Genomic DNA, 16,291 nt, shown 5'->3' on the forward strand with positions numbered 1-16,291 from the left:
GAAACCGGCTGGCAATGCCGTCCCAGCCTGTCATGGTCGCACCGTTATGCGCCTGATCGTCTCATTTGCCGCCCTGTTCCTTTCCGTCATCCTGCTGCAGCTTTCAACCGGAGGCGTCGGCCCGCTCGATGCCATCTCGGGCCTGACGCTGAATTTCACCAAGGAGCAGATCGGCCTCCTCGGTTCCGGCCACTTCTTCGGCTTCTTCATCGGCTGCTGGTGGGCACCGCGGCTGATGGGCAGCGTCGGCCACTCCCGCGCCTTCGCAGCCTTTACCGCGCTTGGCGCAATCGGGCTGCTGGGCCACACGCTGACCGAAAACCCCTATGCCTGGGCGGCGATGCGGATGGCCTCCGGCCTGTGCGTCGCCGGCTGCTACACGGTGATCGAAGCCTGGCTCAACGCCAAGGTCACCAACGAGAACCGCGGCCGCGCCATGGGAACCTACCGGCTCGCCGACCTCAGCGCCTCGCTGGCAGCGCAGCTGATCATCGCTGTGCTGCCGCCCGCCGCCTATATCTCTTACAACCTGCTGGCGGTGCTGTGCTGCGCGGCGCTGCTGCCGCTGACCCTGACCCGGGCCAGCCAGCCGGAAACCCCCGACGCCCCGCGCCTGCGCCCCAAACTGGCTTGGCGCTGCTCGCCGCTGGCCGTGGCGGGCGTGATTGTCGCCGCGCTCAGCTCCGCCTCCTTCAGGATGGTCGGCCCGGTTTACGGCCAGGAAGTCGGCCTGGAGATCGGCCAAATCGCCTTTTTCCTTGCCTCCTTCGTGCTGGGAGGCGCGCTGGCGCAATACCCGATGGGCTGGCTGGCCGACAAATACGACCGCCGCTGGGTGCTGATCTGGCTGTCCGGCGCCGCCATTCTCAGCTGCGGCGTCACCATGGCGGCCAGCGGCACCGGCACCCTGGGCGTTTTGCTGACAGCAGGCTTTTTCGGTTTCACGACCTTCCCGATTTTCTCGGTTTCTGCTGCACACGCCAACGACTTCGCCACCTCCGCGGAACGGGTCGAGCTGTCGGCGGCGCTGATGTTCTGGTACGCGCTTGGCGCCATCGCCTCGCCCTATGTCTCCTCGGCGCTGATTGATGCCTACGGGCCGCCGGCGCTGTTTGCCTATGTCGCCGCCGGGCATCTGCTGCTGATCGTCTTCGGCCTCAGCCGGATGCGCGCGCGCCCGGTGCCGGAGGAACGCACCAGCTATGTCTATGCGCCGCGCACCTCCTTCACCATCGGCCGCCTGCTGAAGCGGGCGCGCGAGCGGCGGGAATAAAGGTCAGCAATGCTGTCCGAATGTTTCGCGCGCGAAACATTCGGACAGGACCTTTGACCCTTTAAGGCTTTGTTTACACTTGCGGATTGCGCCCATGCAAAGCCGGCTCAGGGGCGGCGGGAAAATTGCCCGCCCTCCAAAGAGCGGGCAATTCCACCCGCCACCTCCCGTGCGGCGCACACCAGGGGTTTCCGCCGCGCGTGGCATGCGTTAGACGGGCCTCTGACGCATTACCTGGATGGATGGCATGGCACGCATTCTGATCACTTCGGCGATCCCTTACATCAACGGGATCAAGCATCTGGGCAACCTGGTGGGCTCGCAGCTGCCTGCCGACCTGTACGCCCGGTTCCAGCGCGGACGCGGCAATGAGGTGATGTTCCTCTGCGCCACCGACGAGCACGGCACACCGGCTGAGCTGGCCGCCGCCAAGGCGGACAAGCCGGTCGCGGAATACTGCGCCGAGATGCACGCCATCCAGTCGGAAATCGCCAAGGGCTTTGCCCTGTCGTTCGACCATTTCGGCCGCTCCTCCAGCCCGCAGAACCACGCGCTGACCCAGCATTTCGCAGGCAAGCTGGCCGAGGCCGGGCTGATCCGCGAAGTGACCGAGAAACAGGTCTATTCCAACGCCGACGGCCGCTTCCTGCCCGACCGCTATATCGAGGGCACCTGCCCCAACTGCGGCTATGAGCGCGCCCGCGGCGACCAGTGCGAGGAATGCACCAAGCAGCTGGACCCGACCGACCTGATCAACCCGCGCTCTGCCGTGTCCGGCTCGACCGACCTGGAAGTGCGCGAGACCAAGCACCTCTATTTGTGCCAGTCGCAGCTGAAGGACCAGCTGGACGCCTGGATCGACTCCAAGAAGGACTGGCCGGTCCTGACCACCTCGATTGCCAAGAAGTGGCTGCATGACGGCGACGGGCTGCAGGACCGCGGCATCACCCGAGACCTGGACTGGGGCGTTCCGGTCAAGAAAGGCGACGAGGACTGGCCGGGCATGGAAGGCAAGGTCTTCTACGTGTGGTTCGACGCGCCGATCGAATACATCGCCTGCGCCGCCGAATGGGCCGAGGCCAACGGCAAAACGGATGCTGATTGGCAGCGCTGGTGGCGCACCGACAAGGGTGCGGAGGATGTCAAATACGTCCAGTTCATGGGCAAGGACAACGTCCCCTTCCACACCCTGTCGTTCCCGGCCACCATCCTGGGCTCGGGCGAGCCGTGGAAGATGGTCGACCACCTGAAATCCTTCAACTACCTGAACTATGACGGCGGCCAGTTCTCCACCTCGCAGGGGCGCGGCGTGTTCATGGACCAGGCACTGGAGATCCTGCCGGCCGACTACTGGCGCTGGTGGCTGCTGAGCCACGCGCCGGAAAGCTCTGACTCCGAATTCACCTGGGAGAACTTCCAGCAGTCGGTGAACAAGGACCTGGCGGACGTGCTGGGCAACTTCGTCAGCCGCATCACCAAGTTCTGCCGCTCCAAGTTCGGTGAGGAAGTTCCGGCAGGCGGCGAATACGGCGAGCAGGAGCAGGCGCTGATCGGCGAGCTGACCACCCGCATCCGCGCCTATGAGGGCCACATGGAGGCGATGGAGGTCCGCAAGTCGGCGCAGGAGCTGCGGGCGATCTGGGTTGCCGGCAATGAATACCTGCAGTCCGCCGCGCCTTGGTCGGTGTTCAAGGAAGACCCCGAGCGTGCCGCTGCGCAGGTGCGCCTGGGCCTGAACCTGATCCGCCTTTACGCGGTGCTGTCTGCCCCCTTCATCCCGCGCGCCACCGACACGCTGATGGCGGCGCTGAATTCGGACGACCGCAGCTGGCCCGAGGATGTGGCGGCAGCGCTCTCTGCCCTGCCCGCAGGCCACGGCTTCACCGTGCCGGAGGTGCTGTTCGCCAAGATCACCGACGAGCAGCGCGAAGAGTGGCAGGGGCGCTTCTCCGGCACCCGCGACTGAGGATTGCAGCACAAACTTTGCCAAAGGCCGCCCATCGGGCGGCCTTTTCTGTTGGGTCATCCCTTTGTGCCTGCACAAAAATTAATTCTTACTAAAAAACTCGGATTGACATACCTGAGCAATTAATTCAGGAATACAGGCATTCCAGCCAGCCTGACTCGGATCGGGCGAGCCCGAGTGACGTGTAATCAACCGAGATCGCCCCCATGCCGAACGGAGACAGCCGCCCCCGCGGCCCTCAAGTCAAGGAGCTGGAACCGGAAGAAATGCGCCTGTTGTGGCCGCAGGTCTTTGCGTCGTCCGGCGCTCTGTCCGGCTTTTGTCTGGAATGGCTTCTGGACAGGGCGGAATTCAGCAATGGGCGAAAGACATGAACCAGATTGCCTCCAAGCCGGTGCCGACCACCGCAACCACCGAAGTTTTCCCCACCTACCACGCCGAGGACCTGACCCGCGGCGGCGTGCAGGCCCGTATCCTGCTGAACGGCCAGATCTATTCGCTGCGCATCACCCGCGCGGGCAAGCTGATCCTGACCAAGTGAGCGGACGGCGATGAGCCCTGAGCACGCAACGCCCCGCGGCGGCGTCACCGTCGGCACCCTGTCCGATCTTCCGCCGCTGGAAGCCGGCGCGGTGATTTACCTGCGCCATTGGTTTTCCGGCGCTGAGACCCGCGAGCAGATGCGCCGCGACTTCGAGGTGAACTTTGGCCCGGAAATGGCCGAAACCGCATTTGAGGCCTTTGGCTATCTCTGCAATTTCTGCGCCGCCCATGGCCGCCGCCCGCTGGTGCGCCACGGCATGACCTGCAAATGCCTGGGCGCGGACGAGAACTGCTTTGCCAACCTGCTGGCCTCCGCCGCCGAGGGCCAGCAGGACGACGCGCATATCCTCGCCTCGCTGATCGTCACCCCGCGCAAGGCGCAGGAGCTGACCCGGCTTGCCTCTGACTGCGGCCTGCTGATGCAGCAGATCATGGGCGTTCAGCCGCCGCCGCAACCGGCCCGGCCGGCCGCCGCGACCCTTCATTGAATTCACAAAACCCAAGGACGCATATCATGAAATCCCTGTTTCTCGCAGGCACGGCTCTGGCCGGTCTGACCCTTGGCGCCTCCGCCGCGCTGGCCGCTGACAAGTCCGCGGTGCTGACCAACTACGCCAACATCGCCGAGGCCAAATACCAGGACAGCCTCGCCACCGCGCAGGCGCTGAAGGCCGCCGTGGACGCGCTGGTCGCACACCCGTCCGCCGAACACCTGGAGGCCGCCCGCGCCGCCTGGATCGCCGCCCGCGTCCCCTACCAGCAGTCCGAGGTGTTCCGCTTTGGCAATGCCATCGTCGACGACTGGGAAGGCAAGGTGAACGCCTGGCCGCTGGACGAGGGCCTGATCGACTATGTGGACGCCTCCTATGGCGGGCCGACCGAGGAAAACACCCTGGCGGCGCTAAACGTGATCGCCAACCCCAGCTTTGAGCTGTCTGGCAGGTCCATCGACGCCGCCAAGATCACCCCGGAGCTGCTGGAAGGCGCCCTGCACGAGGCCGACGGGATCGAGGCCAATGTGGCCACCGGCTATCACGCCATCGAGTTCCTGCTCTGGGGCCAGGATCTGAAGGGCACCGAAAATGGCGCGGGCGACCGTCCCTGGACAGACTACGCGCAAGGCGACGCCTGCACCGGCGGCAACTGCGGCCGCCGCGGCGAATACCTGCAGGCCGCCACCGACCTGCTGATCTCCGACCTGGAATGGATGGCGGCCCAATGGGGCGCTGAAGGCGAGGCCCGCACCGCCCTTCTGGCCGATGAAAATGCCGGCATCACCGCGATGCTGACCGGCATGGGCTCGCTGTCTTATGGCGAGCAGGCCGGCGAACGGATGCGCCTGGGCCTGATGCTGAACGATCCGGAGGAAGAGCACGACTGCTTCTCCGACAACACCCACAACAGCCACTACTATGACGGGCTGGGCGTGCAGAATGTCTATCTGGGCGAATACGTGCGGGTGAACGGCGAGCTGGTCTCCGGCCCCTCGCTGTCGGATCTGGTCACCGCCAAGGACGCCGGTCTGGACGCCGAGATGCGCGGCAAGCTGTCTGACACCATGCTGGCGCTTGGCCGCATCAAGACCGCGGCTGAGGCTGGTTTCTCCTATGACCAGATGCTCGCCCAGGGCAACGAAGCCGGCGTAGCGCTGGTGATGGGCGGTGTGAACGGGCTGATCGGCCAGACCCGCTCGATCGAGCGCATCGTGACCACTCTGGATCTGGGCGGCGTTGCCATCGAAGGCTCCGACAGCCTCGACAACCCCTCTGCGGTCTTCAACTAAGCCCCCAGCCGAACAATCAGACGATCTGAAAACCGGGGGAGCCAGCCAGCAGACTGCAGCGAGGCTCCCCCCTGCAAAAAAGAAAACCCCATGAAAATCAAATCCTCCGCGGCGCTGGCCCTCAGCGCCCCCGCTCTGCTGTGCGCAAACGCGGCCCTGGCCCAGGGCTTCAGCTGGGAAGGTGAAATCGAGATCGCCAATGAAAGCGTCCTGTCTTCCGATGATACCGCCAGCGAGATCCGCGACACCTTTGCCGTGATCACAGCCTCCGGCGCCTATGCCTATGGCAACGGCGTGGAAATCTTTGCAACCGTGACCGCCGAGTTGCTGACGGATGCAACTGATGACCGCACCTTTGACGATATGGGCGTCTACATCGAAGAGCTCGGCGTCTCCTTCGGCATCGGCGAAGCGACCACTGTGTCTGCGGGTAAGCTGCACCCGGTGTTCGGCACCGCCTGGGACGACGCAGCGGGCTATTTCGGCAGCTCAATTGCCGAGGATTACGAGCTGGTTGAGCAGATCGGCATCCTGGCGGACGTTGAGCTGAACAGTGCGGGCACCCTGTCCTTTGGCGTGTTCTACGCGGATGACTCCGGCCTCAGCCGTTCTGTCGGCTATGACCGCGGCCGCACCACCACCGCCGACGGCGGCGCGGGCAACACCGGGGAGCTCGACAACTTTGCCATCCAATGGGCGCAAGAGACCGGCAGCACCCGCTACCACATCGGCGCCCGCCACCTGAGCGCAGGCACCGGCGACGTCGATGACGAGCAGGGCGTGGTCGCAGGCCTTGCGCATTCCTTTGACGGCGGTTTCGACCTGTACGGCGAGGTGGCTTCCTTCTCCAACGCGGGCGGCTCTGCGGATGACGCGCTTTATGCAACCCTGACCGGCGCCTACACCATCGGCAGCGTGACCCTGTCCGGCGGCCTGGTGCACCGCGATCTCGACACCTCCGGCGAAACCGACCTGATCACCATCGGCGCCGATTATGAGTTCAGCAGCGGCGCCACTGTCAGCGGCGGACTTGCCCGGGTTGACGAGGCCGGCACCAAAAGCACCGTTCTGGGCGTGAACCTGGTCATCCCGCTGGGCGCCTGACGTTTCCCTCGGTGAGCTCGGGCATCCCCTGAACAGCACCACACTCGGGGCCGCAGCTTGCGGCCCCCTTTTTTCGGCGGGCCGCCGCCGCAGGCTGAAATCCCAAGCGTTTTACTCTGGATAAGCCTTGAATCCCCAGCAAATCTGTCGGATATATTTTCCAACGGAATCACTTGGCCTTTTGCGCCACCGGGCAAGGACGCAAGCAGCATGATCGTTTGCCACTGCACGAACATATCGGACCACGACATCCGCGCCGCCATCGACTGGATGCGAAATGCCGACCCCGAAACGATAATCACCCCTGGCAAGATTTATCACGCCCTGGGGAAAACCGCTGATTGCGGCGGCTGCATGCCGCTTTTCCTCGACACGATGCGTTCCAGCAGTAAGCTGGAAGTACCTGCGCAGCTTACGAATTTACGCGCAGCATCAATTCGGGAGAAAAGTAATGAAGGGCGACGCCAAGGTCATCGACTATCTCAACAAAGCGCTGCGCCATGAGCTGACGGCGGTCAGCCAGTATTGGCTGCACTACCGGATGCAGGAAGATTGGGGCCTGGGCAGCATGGCCAAGAAAAGCCGCGAGGAATCCATCGAAGAGATGGAGCACGCGGATAAATTGATTGAAAGGATTTTGTTCCTCGGCGGCCACCCGAACCTGCAGAAACTGGACCCGCTGCGGATCGGCCAGACCCCGAAAGAAACCCTCGAATGCGACCTTGCCGCCGAAGTGGACGCCCGCGCGCTCTACAAGGAAGCCCGCGACGCCTGCAACAAGGCGGGCGACTACGTCACTCAGAAACTGTTTGAAGACCTGATGGCGGATGAAGAAGGCCATATCGATTTCCTCGAAACGCAGCTTGAACTGCACGACCGGATCGGTGCCGAAAACTATGCCCAGCTCAACGCCACCAAAATGGCAGATGTTGAAGACTAACATTGCTTTGGCTGCCGCGCTTGCGGCGGCCACTCCCCTTGCGGCACTGAACCTGGCAAGCCGCTACCAGGCAGACCCGCACCTCTCCCCCCTTCCCCGCACCGACGCCGAACGCGCCCGGATCGAGGCCGTCACATCTCCCGCCACGGATTTCTCCGCGCCAGAACCTTACGAGGATCTGCCCGCAGGCGCCGCCACCGTGCGCGCCCGGACGGATGACGAGGCGTTTTCCCAGCACTCCGCCAACCTCTCCTTTGAGCAGGAGCTGGAATTCAAGCTCGGCAACGGGCTGTTCAAGAAGATCTGGGTGTTTTCCCCCGCCTCCACCAAGGCCTCCGATGGCTTGGGCCCGCTCTACAACGCGCGCTCCTGCCAGCGCTGCCACTTGAAGGACGGCCGCGGCCATGTGCCGGAGCAGCCCGATTACAGTTCAACAACCATGTTCCTGCGCGTCTCTGTGCCGGGCCCGGTGCCGCCAGGGCTGGAAGCGGTCAGCGACTATATCGGCACCGCGCCCGATCCGAACTACGGCAGCCAGCTGCAGGATTTCTCCGCCCCCGGCATCGCCCCGGAATACAAGCTGCAGGTCGAATACGAGGAATTTGAGATCGCCCTTAACGGCGGCGAAACCGCCACCCTGCGCCGCCCCGGCTACACCGCCGCAAACCTCGGCTACGGCCCGCTGGCCGATGGTGCCATGCTCAGCCCGCGGGTTGCCCCGCCAATGATCGGGCTCGGCCTTTTGGAAGCGATCCCCGCCGCTGACATCCTCGCCCATGCCGATGAGGACGACGCCGACGGCGATGGCATCTCCGGCCGCGCCAATCTGGTCTGGTCGCAGGAGTTCAACCGGATCCTGCTGGGCCGCTTCGGTCTCAAGGCCGGCGCCCCGACGGTCCACCACCAGTCTGCCGCCGCATTCTCGGGCGATATCGGCATTTCCACCCCCCTGTTCCCGGCCCATGCCGGCGAATGCACGGATCTGCAAACCGCATGCCACAGCGCGCCGCATGGCGGAGATGATTCCCGTGAAACCGAGATCGACCAGCCCAACATGGATCTGGTCACCTTCTACAGCCGCAACCTGGGCGTGCCCGCCCGCCGCAATGCGGATAATCCGAAGGTGCTGCGCGGCAAGCAGGTGTTCTACGACAGCGGCTGCGCCTCCTGCCACGTGCCGAAATTCGTAACCCACCGGCTGCAGGACCGCCCGGAACAGAGCTTCCAGCTGATCTGGCCCTACTCCGACTTGTTGCTGCACGACATGGGCGAGGGCCTGGCCGACAACCGGCCCGAGGGCCGCGCGACGGGCCGCGAATGGCGCACCGCGCCGCTCTGGGGCATTGGCCTGACCCAGCAGGTTTCGCCGCGCGCCACCTTCCTGCACGACGGCCGCGCCCGCACCCTGCTGGAGGCCATCCTGTGGCACGGCGGCGAGGCGGAAGCCGCCAAAACCCGCGTCGTGGAGCTGCCGCCCCAGGACCGCGCCGCCCTGATTGCCTTCCTGGAGAGCCTCTGATGCGCGCCCTTGCCCTGACACTCGCCCTGGCCGCCGCCCCCGCCGCGGCGTCCGAGCTGTCCAGCAGCATCACCGATCAGCTGATCCTCCCCGCGTTTGAGGAGCTGGCAACAGATGCAGCCATGCTGGCCGATGCGGCCCAAGCTGATTGCGCCCCGCAGTCCCCGGCGCTGCGGGCGGCCTATAGCGACGCCTTCGATGCCTGGATTGCCGCCAGCCACTACCGCTTCGGCCCGACTGAAACGGACAGCCGCGCCTTCGCACTGGCCTTCTGGCCCGACAGCCGCGGCAAAATCCCCAAGGCACTCGGCAATCTGATCCGCAGCGAAGACGCAGGCATAAAGGAACCCGCCGGTTTCGCCAGCTACTCCATCGCCGCCCGCGGCTTCTACGCGCTGGAATACCTGCTCTATGACCCGCAGCTGTCCACCGCCGGCAGCGCAGAATACCGCTGCGCCCTGACCCGCGCGATCAGCACGGACATCGCGGCCACCACGCAGGCCATCAGCGCCGACTGGAACCAAGGCTATGCCGCCGAGCTGCGCGCGCCGGGAACCCGCTACCAGACCGAAGACGAGATCACCCAGGAACTGCTCAAGGCTCTCAATACCGGCCTGCAAGTGCTGGACGACATGCGCCTGGGCCGCCCGCTGGGCACGTTTGACAAGCCCCGCCCCAACCGCGCCGAGGCCCGCCGTTCCGGGCGCAGCCTGCGTCACGTGCTGCTGTCGCTGAACGCGCTGGAGCCGCTGGCATTGGCACTGGCGGAGGGTCACGGCGGTTTGCAGGCAGAAATCACCGGACACTTCTCTACAGCCCGCAAAAAGGCAGAGGCGCTGGACGACCCGGTCTTTGCCGGTGCCGCAGACCCCGCCAGCCGTATCCGCATCGAGGCACTGCAACAGGAGATCAAGGACCTGCGCACGCTGATGAGCGAAGAGCTTGGCCCCGCCCTTGGCGTCGCGGCCGGCTTCAATGCGCTGGACGGCGACTAAGGAAAAGGGAAAACGGCATGACCTCCCGCCGCGGATTTCTGGCCGGGCTGCTGGCCGCAGGCCTCGCCCCCCGGGCCACCTGGGCTAGCGCAGGCAGCCCCGCCTTCCTGTCGGCCGGCAGGGACGCCAGCGGCGCCTTCCTGCTGGCGGGCCTCACCCGCGACGGTGAAATCCTGTTCCGCCATCCCCTGCCCGGCCGCGGTCATGCTGCCGCCGCACACCCGGTCCGGCCTGAGGCCGTCGCCTTTGCCCGCCGCCCGGGCCGCTTCGCCGACGTGATCGATTGCCGCTCAGGCGCCGCCATCGCCCGGCTGCAGCCGCCCGCAAGCCATCACTTCTATGGCCACGGCGCGTTCTCCCCGGACGGCAGCCGCCTGTTCACCACCGAAAACGATTATGAGAACGCCCGCGGCGTGATTGGCGTCTGGGACACTACCAGCGGCTACCGCCGCATCGCCGCCTTCCCCTCCGGCGGCATCGGGCCGCACGATATGCTGCTGCGCCGGGACGCGCCGGGGCTGGCTGTGGCCAACGGCGGGATTGAGACCCACCCCGACAGCGGCCGCGCCAAGCTGAACCTGCCGGACATGCGTCCGAACCTCAGCTACCTGAGCCTGGACGGCGCCCTGCAGGACCGGATGGAACTGCCGCAGGAGCTGCATCTGAACTCGATCCGCCACCTCGCCATGCGGGCGGACGGCACGGTGGGGTTTGCCATGCAGTGGCAGGGGGACGCGGGGGAGCTGGTTCCAATCGTTGGCCTCCACACGCCAGGAAGCCCCCCAAGGCTGATGGCAGACGGCGACCCGCGGGTTCTGAACCTCAACGGCTACGGCGGATCCATCGCGTTTTCGCCGGACGGTGCCTTGGTCGGCGTCACCTCCCCGCGCGGCGGCGTGCTGCAGCTGATGGACACCGCCAGCGGGGACCTCGTTCAGGAACACAGGATGGCGGATGTCTGCGGCCTCGCCCCGGCGCCCGGCGGCTTTGCTGCCAGCACCGGCACCGGCCAGTTATTTGCGGTCGCAGCCTCCGGCAAACAGCCGATGCACCGTGCCGGCCTTGCTTGGGACAACCACCTGATCCCGCTCGCCTGAACCTGTCCCTTCCCGGCTGCGAAGGCGCGTCCGCAACGGCGCGCCCTTTTCGTGTTGGCGCTCAGCGAAATCAAAACGAAAACACATCGTGACTCTCCGCGCGCAATACGCTAGAGAATCGCAACGAAAGGAAAGCAAATGGATGCCTCCGGCCGTCAGAACGAAATCATCGCCCTGCTGAACCAGCAGGACCGGGTCGAGGTCGAGGACCTCTCCCAGCGCTTTGGCGTCTCGTTGCAGACGGTGCGGGCAGACCTGCGCGACCTTTCGGCCCGGGGCGCGCTGTCGCGCGTGCATGGCGGTGCGGTGCGGCTCAGCTCCGCTGCAAGCCAGGATTACGCCGACCGGCGCAAGCTGAACGCAAGCGGCAAGCAATTGATGGCTGCCGCCGCGGCCGAACTGATCCCCGACAATTGCTCTCTCACCCTCAACATCGGCACCTCCACCGAACAGGTGGCCCGCGCTCTGTCGGGCCATCGCGGGCTGACGGTGATATCCAACAATATCAACATTATCAGCATGATGATGGGCGGACAGGCCAAGGAGCTGATCCTGGCCGGCGGCACCGTCCGGCAAAGCGACGGCGCCATCGTCGGCGAGGACGCGGTCGAATTCATCTCCCGCTACAAGGTGGATTTTGCCGTCATCGGCGCCTCGGCGCTGGATGCCGACGGTGCGGTGATGGACCACGACGCCCGCGAAGTCTCTGTCGCCCGCGCCATCCTCAAGAACGCACGGCAAAAGGTGCTGGTCTGCGACGGCAGCAAGTTCGACCGCTCCGCCCCGGTGCGGATCTGCGACGTGGCCGATCTGGATGTGGTGATCACCGACCGGCCCGTGCCCGTAGAATTTGCCGAGGCCGCCCGCGCCGCCGGAACCCGCATCCTGACCGCAGGACAAAACGAAAGCAGCGAAAATGACTGACACCCCTGTAACGGACCTTTTCATCATCGGCGGCGGCATCAATGGCTGCGGCATCGCCCGCGATGCGGCAGGCCGCGGCCTGTCGGTGACGCTGGCAGAGATGAACGATCTTGCCTCCGCCACCTCCTCCGCCTCGACCAAATTGTTCCACGGCGGCCTGCGTTATCTGGAATACTTTGAGTTCCGGCTGGTCCGCGAGGCGCTGATCGAACGCGAGGTGCTGCTGAAAGCCATGCCGCACATTTCCTGGCCGATGCGCTTTGTGCTGCCCTTTCACAAGGACATGCGGTTTGACAGCGAGACACCCACATCCAAGCTGCTGACCACCTTCATGCCGTGGATGAAGGGCCGCCGCCCGGCCTGGCTGATCCGGCTGGGCCTCTTCATGTACGACAGCCTTGGCAAACGCGGCATCCTGCCCGGCACCGCCAAGCTGGACCTGACAAGCGACCCGGCGGGCCGCCCCCTGAAAGGCAAATTCAAAACCGCGTTCGAGTACTCCGACTGCTGGATTGAGGACGCCCGCCTGGTGATGCTGAACGCGCGCGACGCCATGGCCCGCGGCGCCAGCATCCTGACCCGGACCGAAGTGCTGTCCGCGGACCGCAAGGCCGATCACTGGCTGATCCGCACCAAGGACCACGCCACCGGCGCGGAGCAGGAGCACCGCGCCAGGATGCTGGTCAACGCAGGCGGCCCTTGGGTCGCTGACGTGCTGCACCAGAAGCTGGGCCAGAACAGCCGCGAGAACATCCGCCTGGTGCGCGGCAGCCATATCGTGGTGCCGAAACTGTTCGACCACGGCCGCTGCTATTTCTTCCAGGGCACCGACGGGCGGATCATCTTTGCCATTCCTTACGAGCAGGATTTCACCCTGATCGGCACCACCGACGCCGACCACCCGGACCCGGACACCGCACCGGTCTGCACCGAAGCCGAGCAGGATTATCTGGCGGCCTTTGCCTCCGAATACTTCGAGAAGCCGGTGACGCGCGACGATATCGTCTGGACCTACTCCGGCGTGCGCCCGCTTTATGACGACGGCGCCAGCTCAGCCACCGCGGCCACCCGCGAATACGTGCTGACGCTGGACCAGGCGCAGGCGCCGCTGCTCAACGTCTTCGGCGGCAAGATCACCACCTACCGCAAACTGGCCGAGGCGGCTCTGGCCAAGATCGGCGAGGTGTTCCCGCAGCTGCCCGCCGACTGGACCGCAGGCGTGGCCCTGCCCGGCGGCGATTTCCCGGTGGCGGATGTGGCAAAGCTGACATCCAAACTGGCCGCGGACTATCCGTTCCTGACACCCTACTGGGCGGGCCGGATGATCCGCGCCTATGGCACCGAGGCCTGGGAGGTGCTGGGCGACGCCAAAACTGCCGGTGATCTGGGCCAGGACTTTGGCGCCACCATCACCGCGCGGGAGCTCGACTGGGCGATTGCCCGCGAATGGGTGCGCGCGGGCGACGATTACCTGTGGCGGCGCACCAAGCTGGGCCTGCGGCTGGATGAAACCCAGCGCGCGGCGGTGGATACCTACATCCAAGGCAAGGCTGCACAGCTCGCCGCATAAAAGTGTTTTGCCCGGCGGCACCGCCGGGCTGCGCCTGCCTGCCCCCCGGCAGGCGCATTCGCGCCTACCCAGGCAGGCTACGCCCTCAGCTTAAAACTCGACGCCCTTTTGCGCCTTCACCCCGGCGCGGAACGGGTGCTTGATCTGGCCCATCTCGGTCACCAGATCGGCGATCTCGATCAGCTCTTCCTTGGCGTTGCGCCCCGTCAGCACCACATGCGTCATCGGCGGCTTGTGCTCCACCAGGAACTCCAGCACCTCCTCCAGGTCCAGATACTCATAGCGCAGCGCGATGTTGATCTCGTCGAGCAGCACCATGGTGTTGCGCTCATCCAGGATCATCTCCTTGGCCTTCTCCCAGCCCTTCTGCGCGGCGGCGATGTCGCGCGCCTTGTCCTGGGTCTCCCAGGTGAACCCCTCGCCCATCGCATAGAACTGGCACAGGTCGCTGAAGTTCTCCTCGATCAGCGTCCGCTCGCCGGTCTGCCAGGCGCCCTTGATGAACTGCACCACGGCGCAGGGCATCTTATGGGCGATGCAGCGCATGATCATGCCGAACCCCGACGAGGATTTTCCCTTGCCCGGCCCGGTGTGAACGATGATCAGGCCCTTCTCGCCGTCCTTGGTCTTCATCATCCGGTCGCGCGCGGCCTTCTTCTTGGCCATTTTCGACGCGTGACGGGCGGCTTCTTCCTCTGAGATGCCGGTTTCAGACTTTTCGCTCATGGGGGCTCTCCAGCTGTTTGACCCCATGTCTTGACAAAGAAGGGCGCGATAGCGCAAGGGGGTTTCGCTGGTTCCTGCGAAAGCAGGCGAAGAGGGAATGTGAAGGCCGCCAAATTTCTTTGGATTGCCGAAGCACAGCCGCCCCCGCGACCGTGACCGGATGAGGCCGCCATGCCACTGGGAGAGACCCCCGGGAAGGCAGGATGGCCGGCAAGGCAAAACGCCTTGGCATCCGCAAGCCGGGAGACCTGCCAGCGAGAGAGATAACAACGGGCGGGCGGGGTGTTCCGCGACCGGTTGAGGGGCTGGCACGCTGCAGCCCCCTTTCGGCCTTCCCGCACGCCTGCCGCGACAGGAGACGCGCCGATGGCTGACGATATGGCAGGCAAGACTGCCAGCACCCCAAAACCGGTCACGCTGACCGTTTGCCTCACCTGCCGCCGCGAGGGCGCCGACCCCGAGGCCGCCCGCCCCGGCGCCATCCTGCACGCCGCATTGGAAGAGGCCGGAATGCCCGAAGGCGTCCGCCTGCGCGGTGTTGAATGCCTGTCCTCCTGCAAGCGCGGCTGCGCCGTTGCACTGGTCGGCGGCACAGAGCGCTGGACCTATGTCTACGGCGACCTCGACCCGGACCAGCACGTCCCCGAAATCCTGGAAGGCGCTGCAGCCTACGCCGCAACAGCCGACGGCGTCGTGCCCTGGCGCGAACGCCCGCAGACCTTCCGCAAGCAATCCGTTGCCCGCATCCCGCCGGCCAAGTTCTTCTCCGAGGAGTAATCATGAGCGACCTCAACAAGATCCCCGTCACCGTCATCACCGGCTTCCTGGGCGCGGGGAAAACCACCCTGATCCGCCACCTGATGCAGAACCCGCAGGGCAAGCGCCTGGCCGTGGTGGTGAACGAGTTCGGCACCGCCGGCGTGGACGGCGACATCCTGAAGTCCTGCGCCGATGAGAACTGCCCGGCGGAAAACATCATGGAGCTGGCCAATGGCTGCATCTGCTGCACCGTCGCGGATGACTTCATTCCCACCATCGAACAGCTGATGGACCTGCCGGAAAAGCCGGATCACATCGTGATCGAAACCTCCGGCCTGGCCCTGCCGAAACCGCTCCTGAAGGCTTTCGACTGGCCCGCGATCCGCTCCCGCATCACCGTTGACGGCGTGATTGCGCTGGCCGATGCCGAGGCGGTTGCCAAGGGCCAGTTCGCCCCCGACCTGGACGCGGTTCAGGCCCAGCGCGAGGCCGATGACAGCATCGACCACGAAACCCCGCTGTCCGAGGTGTTCGAGGACCAGATTTCCTGCGCCGACATCGTTCTCTTGTCCAAGGCTGACCTGGCCGGCGACGAGGGTGTCGAGAAGGCCCGCGCCGTGATCGAGGCCGAAGCGCCCCGCAAGCTGCCGATCCTGCCGATGAGCGAAGGCGTCATCGACCCGCGCATCATCCTGGGCCTGGGCGCCGCTGCCGAGGACGATCTGGAGGCCCGCCCCAGCCACCACGACGGCCACCACGACCACGAGCATGACGATTTTGAAAGCATCGTTGTCGAAATGGGCGAAGTCTCCGACCCGGAAGCGCTGCAGAATGCCATCGTGAAACTCGCCCGCGAGCGCAACATCCTGCGCGTCAAAGGCTATGTCGCGGTGGAGGGGAAACCGATGCGGATGCTGGTTCAGGCCGTGGGCGAGCGCCTGCGTGCGCAGTACGACCAACCCTGGGGCGCGCAGCCGCGCAAGACCGCCCTGGTGGTCATTGCCGAGCACGACGACATCGACGAACAGGCCATCCGCGCCGAGCTGGGAGCGTAAGCAATGCCGGTCTGGCGCTTCATTTCAAATGACATTG

16 protein-coding genes and 1 riboswitch are annotated in these 16,291 nt (G+C 65.3%); of the genes, 15 read left to right on the forward strand and 1 reads right to left on the reverse strand.

The genetic code is table 11. The features are described 5' to 3' along the window. Positions 1-46 precede the first annotated feature (46 nt). The 13 genes from ACXAED_RS02860 to glpD all read left to right on the forward strand — a co-directional run bounded on the left by ACXAED_RS02860 (position 47) and on the right by glpD (position 13,714). Complete coding sequence (locus ACXAED_RS02860; protein WP_475046740.1) at positions 47-1,273, forward strand: MFS transporter; 1,227 nt, start codon at positions 47-49, stop codon at positions 1,271-1,273. 247 nt (positions 1,274-1,520) lie between these two features. Then, positions 1,521-3,239 carry a methionine--tRNA ligase gene (gene metG, locus ACXAED_RS02865; RefSeq protein ID WP_475046742.1) on the forward strand — a complete coding sequence of 573 codons (1,719 nt, stop codon included), beginning with the start codon at positions 1,521-1,523 and terminating at the stop codon, positions 3,237-3,239. Positions 3,240-3,609: 370 nt separating this feature from the next. After that, a complete protein-coding gene (hemP, locus tag ACXAED_RS02870) occupies positions 3,610-3,780 on the forward strand; it encodes a hemin uptake protein HemP (RefSeq protein ID WP_008554566.1) in 171 nt (56 codons plus the stop codon). Between the two features lie 10 nt (positions 3,781-3,790). Next, positions 3,791-4,270: a hypothetical protein gene (locus ACXAED_RS02875; protein WP_475046743.1), complete on the forward strand. Its 480-nt coding sequence runs from the start codon at positions 3,791-3,793 to the stop codon at positions 4,268-4,270. 26 nt (positions 4,271-4,296) lie between these two features. Further along, entirely contained in the window at positions 4,297-5,565 is a 1,269-nt protein-coding gene (locus ACXAED_RS02880) for an imelysin family protein (RefSeq protein WP_475046744.1), read from the forward strand. 90 nt (positions 5,566-5,655) lie between these two features. Next, the gene (locus ACXAED_RS02885; protein ID WP_475046746.1) at positions 5,656-6,669 is read left to right on the forward strand and encodes a porin; all 1,014 of its coding nucleotides are present in this window, start codon (positions 5,656-5,658) and stop codon (positions 6,667-6,669) included. 210 nt (positions 6,670-6,879) lie between these two features. Continuing rightward, on the forward strand, positions 6,880-7,173 hold the full coding sequence (locus ACXAED_RS02890) for a (2Fe-2S)-binding protein (protein ID WP_475046748.1): 294 nt from the start codon (positions 6,880-6,882) through the stop codon (positions 7,171-7,173). Further along, positions 7,121-7,609 (forward strand): bacterioferritin, encoded by a 489-nt coding sequence (gene bfr / locus ACXAED_RS02895; RefSeq protein ID WP_475046749.1) that lies wholly within the window; start codon positions 7,121-7,123, stop codon positions 7,607-7,609. The genes ACXAED_RS02890 and bfr overlap by 53 nt, the downstream gene beginning before the upstream one ends. Beyond that, on the forward strand, positions 7,596-9,128 hold the full coding sequence (locus tag ACXAED_RS02900) for a di-heme oxidoreductase family protein (protein ID WP_475046750.1): 1,533 nt from the start codon (positions 7,596-7,598) through the stop codon (positions 9,126-9,128). The genes bfr and ACXAED_RS02900 overlap by 14 nt, the downstream gene beginning before the upstream one ends. Beyond that, entirely contained in the window at positions 9,128-10,123 is a 996-nt protein-coding gene (locus tag ACXAED_RS02905) for an imelysin family protein (RefSeq protein WP_475046752.1), read from the forward strand. Before ACXAED_RS02900 ends, ACXAED_RS02905 begins: the two co-directional genes overlap by 1 nt. 17 nt (positions 10,124-10,140) lie before the next feature. After that, positions 10,141-11,220 carry a DUF1513 domain-containing protein gene (locus ACXAED_RS02910; protein WP_475046754.1) on the forward strand — a complete coding sequence of 360 codons (1,080 nt, stop codon included), beginning with the start codon at positions 10,141-10,143 and terminating at the stop codon, positions 11,218-11,220. 138 nt (positions 11,221-11,358) lie between these two features. Further along, the gene (locus ACXAED_RS02915; RefSeq protein WP_475046756.1) at positions 11,359-12,144 is read left to right on the forward strand and encodes a DeoR/GlpR family DNA-binding transcription regulator; all 786 of its coding nucleotides are present in this window, start codon (positions 11,359-11,361) and stop codon (positions 12,142-12,144) included. Continuing rightward, positions 12,137-13,714, forward strand: a complete 1,578-nt coding sequence (gene glpD, locus ACXAED_RS02920; RefSeq protein WP_475046757.1) for a glycerol-3-phosphate dehydrogenase — start codon at positions 12,137-12,139, stop codon at positions 13,712-13,714. Before ACXAED_RS02915 ends, glpD begins: the two co-directional genes overlap by 8 nt. 90 nt (positions 13,715-13,804) lie before the next feature. On the opposite strand, the gene cobO is transcribed toward glpD, so the two are convergent. Beyond that, positions 13,805-14,440 carry a cob(I)yrinic acid a,c-diamide adenosyltransferase gene (gene cobO / locus ACXAED_RS02925; RefSeq protein ID WP_475046758.1) on the reverse strand — a complete coding sequence of 212 codons (636 nt, stop codon included), beginning with the start codon at positions 14,438-14,440 and terminating at the stop codon, positions 13,805-13,807. A gap of 51 nt (positions 14,441-14,491) precedes the next feature. Continuing rightward, positions 14,492-14,710: riboswitch (cobalamin riboswitch) on the forward strand. 96 nt (positions 14,711-14,806) lie between these two features. Here cobO and ACXAED_RS02930 point away from each other — a divergent pair. Both ACXAED_RS02930 and cobW read left to right on the forward strand, forming a co-directional pair. Then, on the forward strand, positions 14,807-15,217 hold the full coding sequence (locus tag ACXAED_RS02930; RefSeq protein WP_475046759.1) for a DUF1636 family protein: 411 nt from the start codon (positions 14,807-14,809) through the stop codon (positions 15,215-15,217). Between the two features lie 2 nt (positions 15,218-15,219). After that, positions 15,220-16,254, forward strand: a complete 1,035-nt coding sequence (gene cobW / locus ACXAED_RS02935) for a cobalamin biosynthesis protein CobW (protein ID WP_475046761.1) — start codon at positions 15,220-15,222, stop codon at positions 16,252-16,254. The last annotated feature ends 37 nt before the right edge of the window (positions 16,255-16,291 follow it).

This window comes from Leisingera sp. ABM4_103 (genome assembly GCF_056158685.1).

What these genes read in the sequence shown, in the direction of transcription:
- hemP (WP_008554566.1), top strand. Translation starts at nt 3,610, where the DNA reads ATGAACCAGATTGCCTCCAAGCCGGTGCCGACCACCGCAACCACCGAA.
- ACXAED_RS02880 (WP_475046744.1), top strand. Translation starts at nt 4,297, where the DNA reads ATGAAATCCCTGTTTCTCGCAGGCACGGCTCTGGCCGGTCTGACCCTT.
- ACXAED_RS02900 (WP_475046750.1), top strand. Translation starts at nt 7,596, where the DNA reads ATGTTGAAGACTAACATTGCTTTGGCTGCCGCGCTTGCGGCGGCCACT.
- glpD (WP_475046757.1), top strand. Translation starts at nt 12,137, where the DNA reads ATGACTGACACCCCTGTAACGGACCTTTTCATCATCGGCGGCGGCATC.
- ACXAED_RS02910 (WP_475046754.1), top strand. Translation starts at nt 10,141, where the DNA reads ATGACCTCCCGCCGCGGATTTCTGGCCGGGCTGCTGGCCGCAGGCCTC.
- metG (WP_475046742.1), top strand. Translation starts at nt 1,521, where the DNA reads ATGGCACGCATTCTGATCACTTCGGCGATCCCTTACATCAACGGGATC.
- ACXAED_RS02930 (WP_475046759.1), top strand. Translation starts at nt 14,807, where the DNA reads ATGGCTGACGATATGGCAGGCAAGACTGCCAGCACCCCAAAACCGGTC.
- ACXAED_RS02905 (WP_475046752.1), top strand. Translation starts at nt 9,128, where the DNA reads ATGCGCGCCCTTGCCCTGACACTCGCCCTGGCCGCCGCCCCCGCCGCG.
- ACXAED_RS02875 (WP_475046743.1), top strand. Translation starts at nt 3,791, where the DNA reads ATGAGCCCTGAGCACGCAACGCCCCGCGGCGGCGTCACCGTCGGCACC.
- bfr (WP_475046749.1), top strand. Translation starts at nt 7,121, where the DNA reads ATGAAGGGCGACGCCAAGGTCATCGACTATCTCAACAAAGCGCTGCGC.
- cobW (WP_475046761.1), top strand. Translation starts at nt 15,220, where the DNA reads ATGAGCGACCTCAACAAGATCCCCGTCACCGTCATCACCGGCTTCCTG.
- ACXAED_RS02860 (WP_475046740.1), top strand. Translation starts at nt 47, where the DNA reads ATGCGCCTGATCGTCTCATTTGCCGCCCTGTTCCTTTCCGTCATCCTG.
- ACXAED_RS02885 (WP_475046746.1), top strand. Translation starts at nt 5,656, where the DNA reads ATGAAAATCAAATCCTCCGCGGCGCTGGCCCTCAGCGCCCCCGCTCTG.
- ACXAED_RS02890 (WP_475046748.1), top strand. Translation starts at nt 6,880, where the DNA reads ATGATCGTTTGCCACTGCACGAACATATCGGACCACGACATCCGCGCC.
- cobO (WP_475046758.1), bottom strand. Translation starts at nt 14,440, where the DNA reads ATGAGCGAAAAGTCTGAAACCGGCATCTCAGAGGAAGAAGCCGCCCGT.
- ACXAED_RS02915 (WP_475046756.1), top strand. Translation starts at nt 11,359, where the DNA reads ATGGATGCCTCCGGCCGTCAGAACGAAATCATCGCCCTGCTGAACCAG.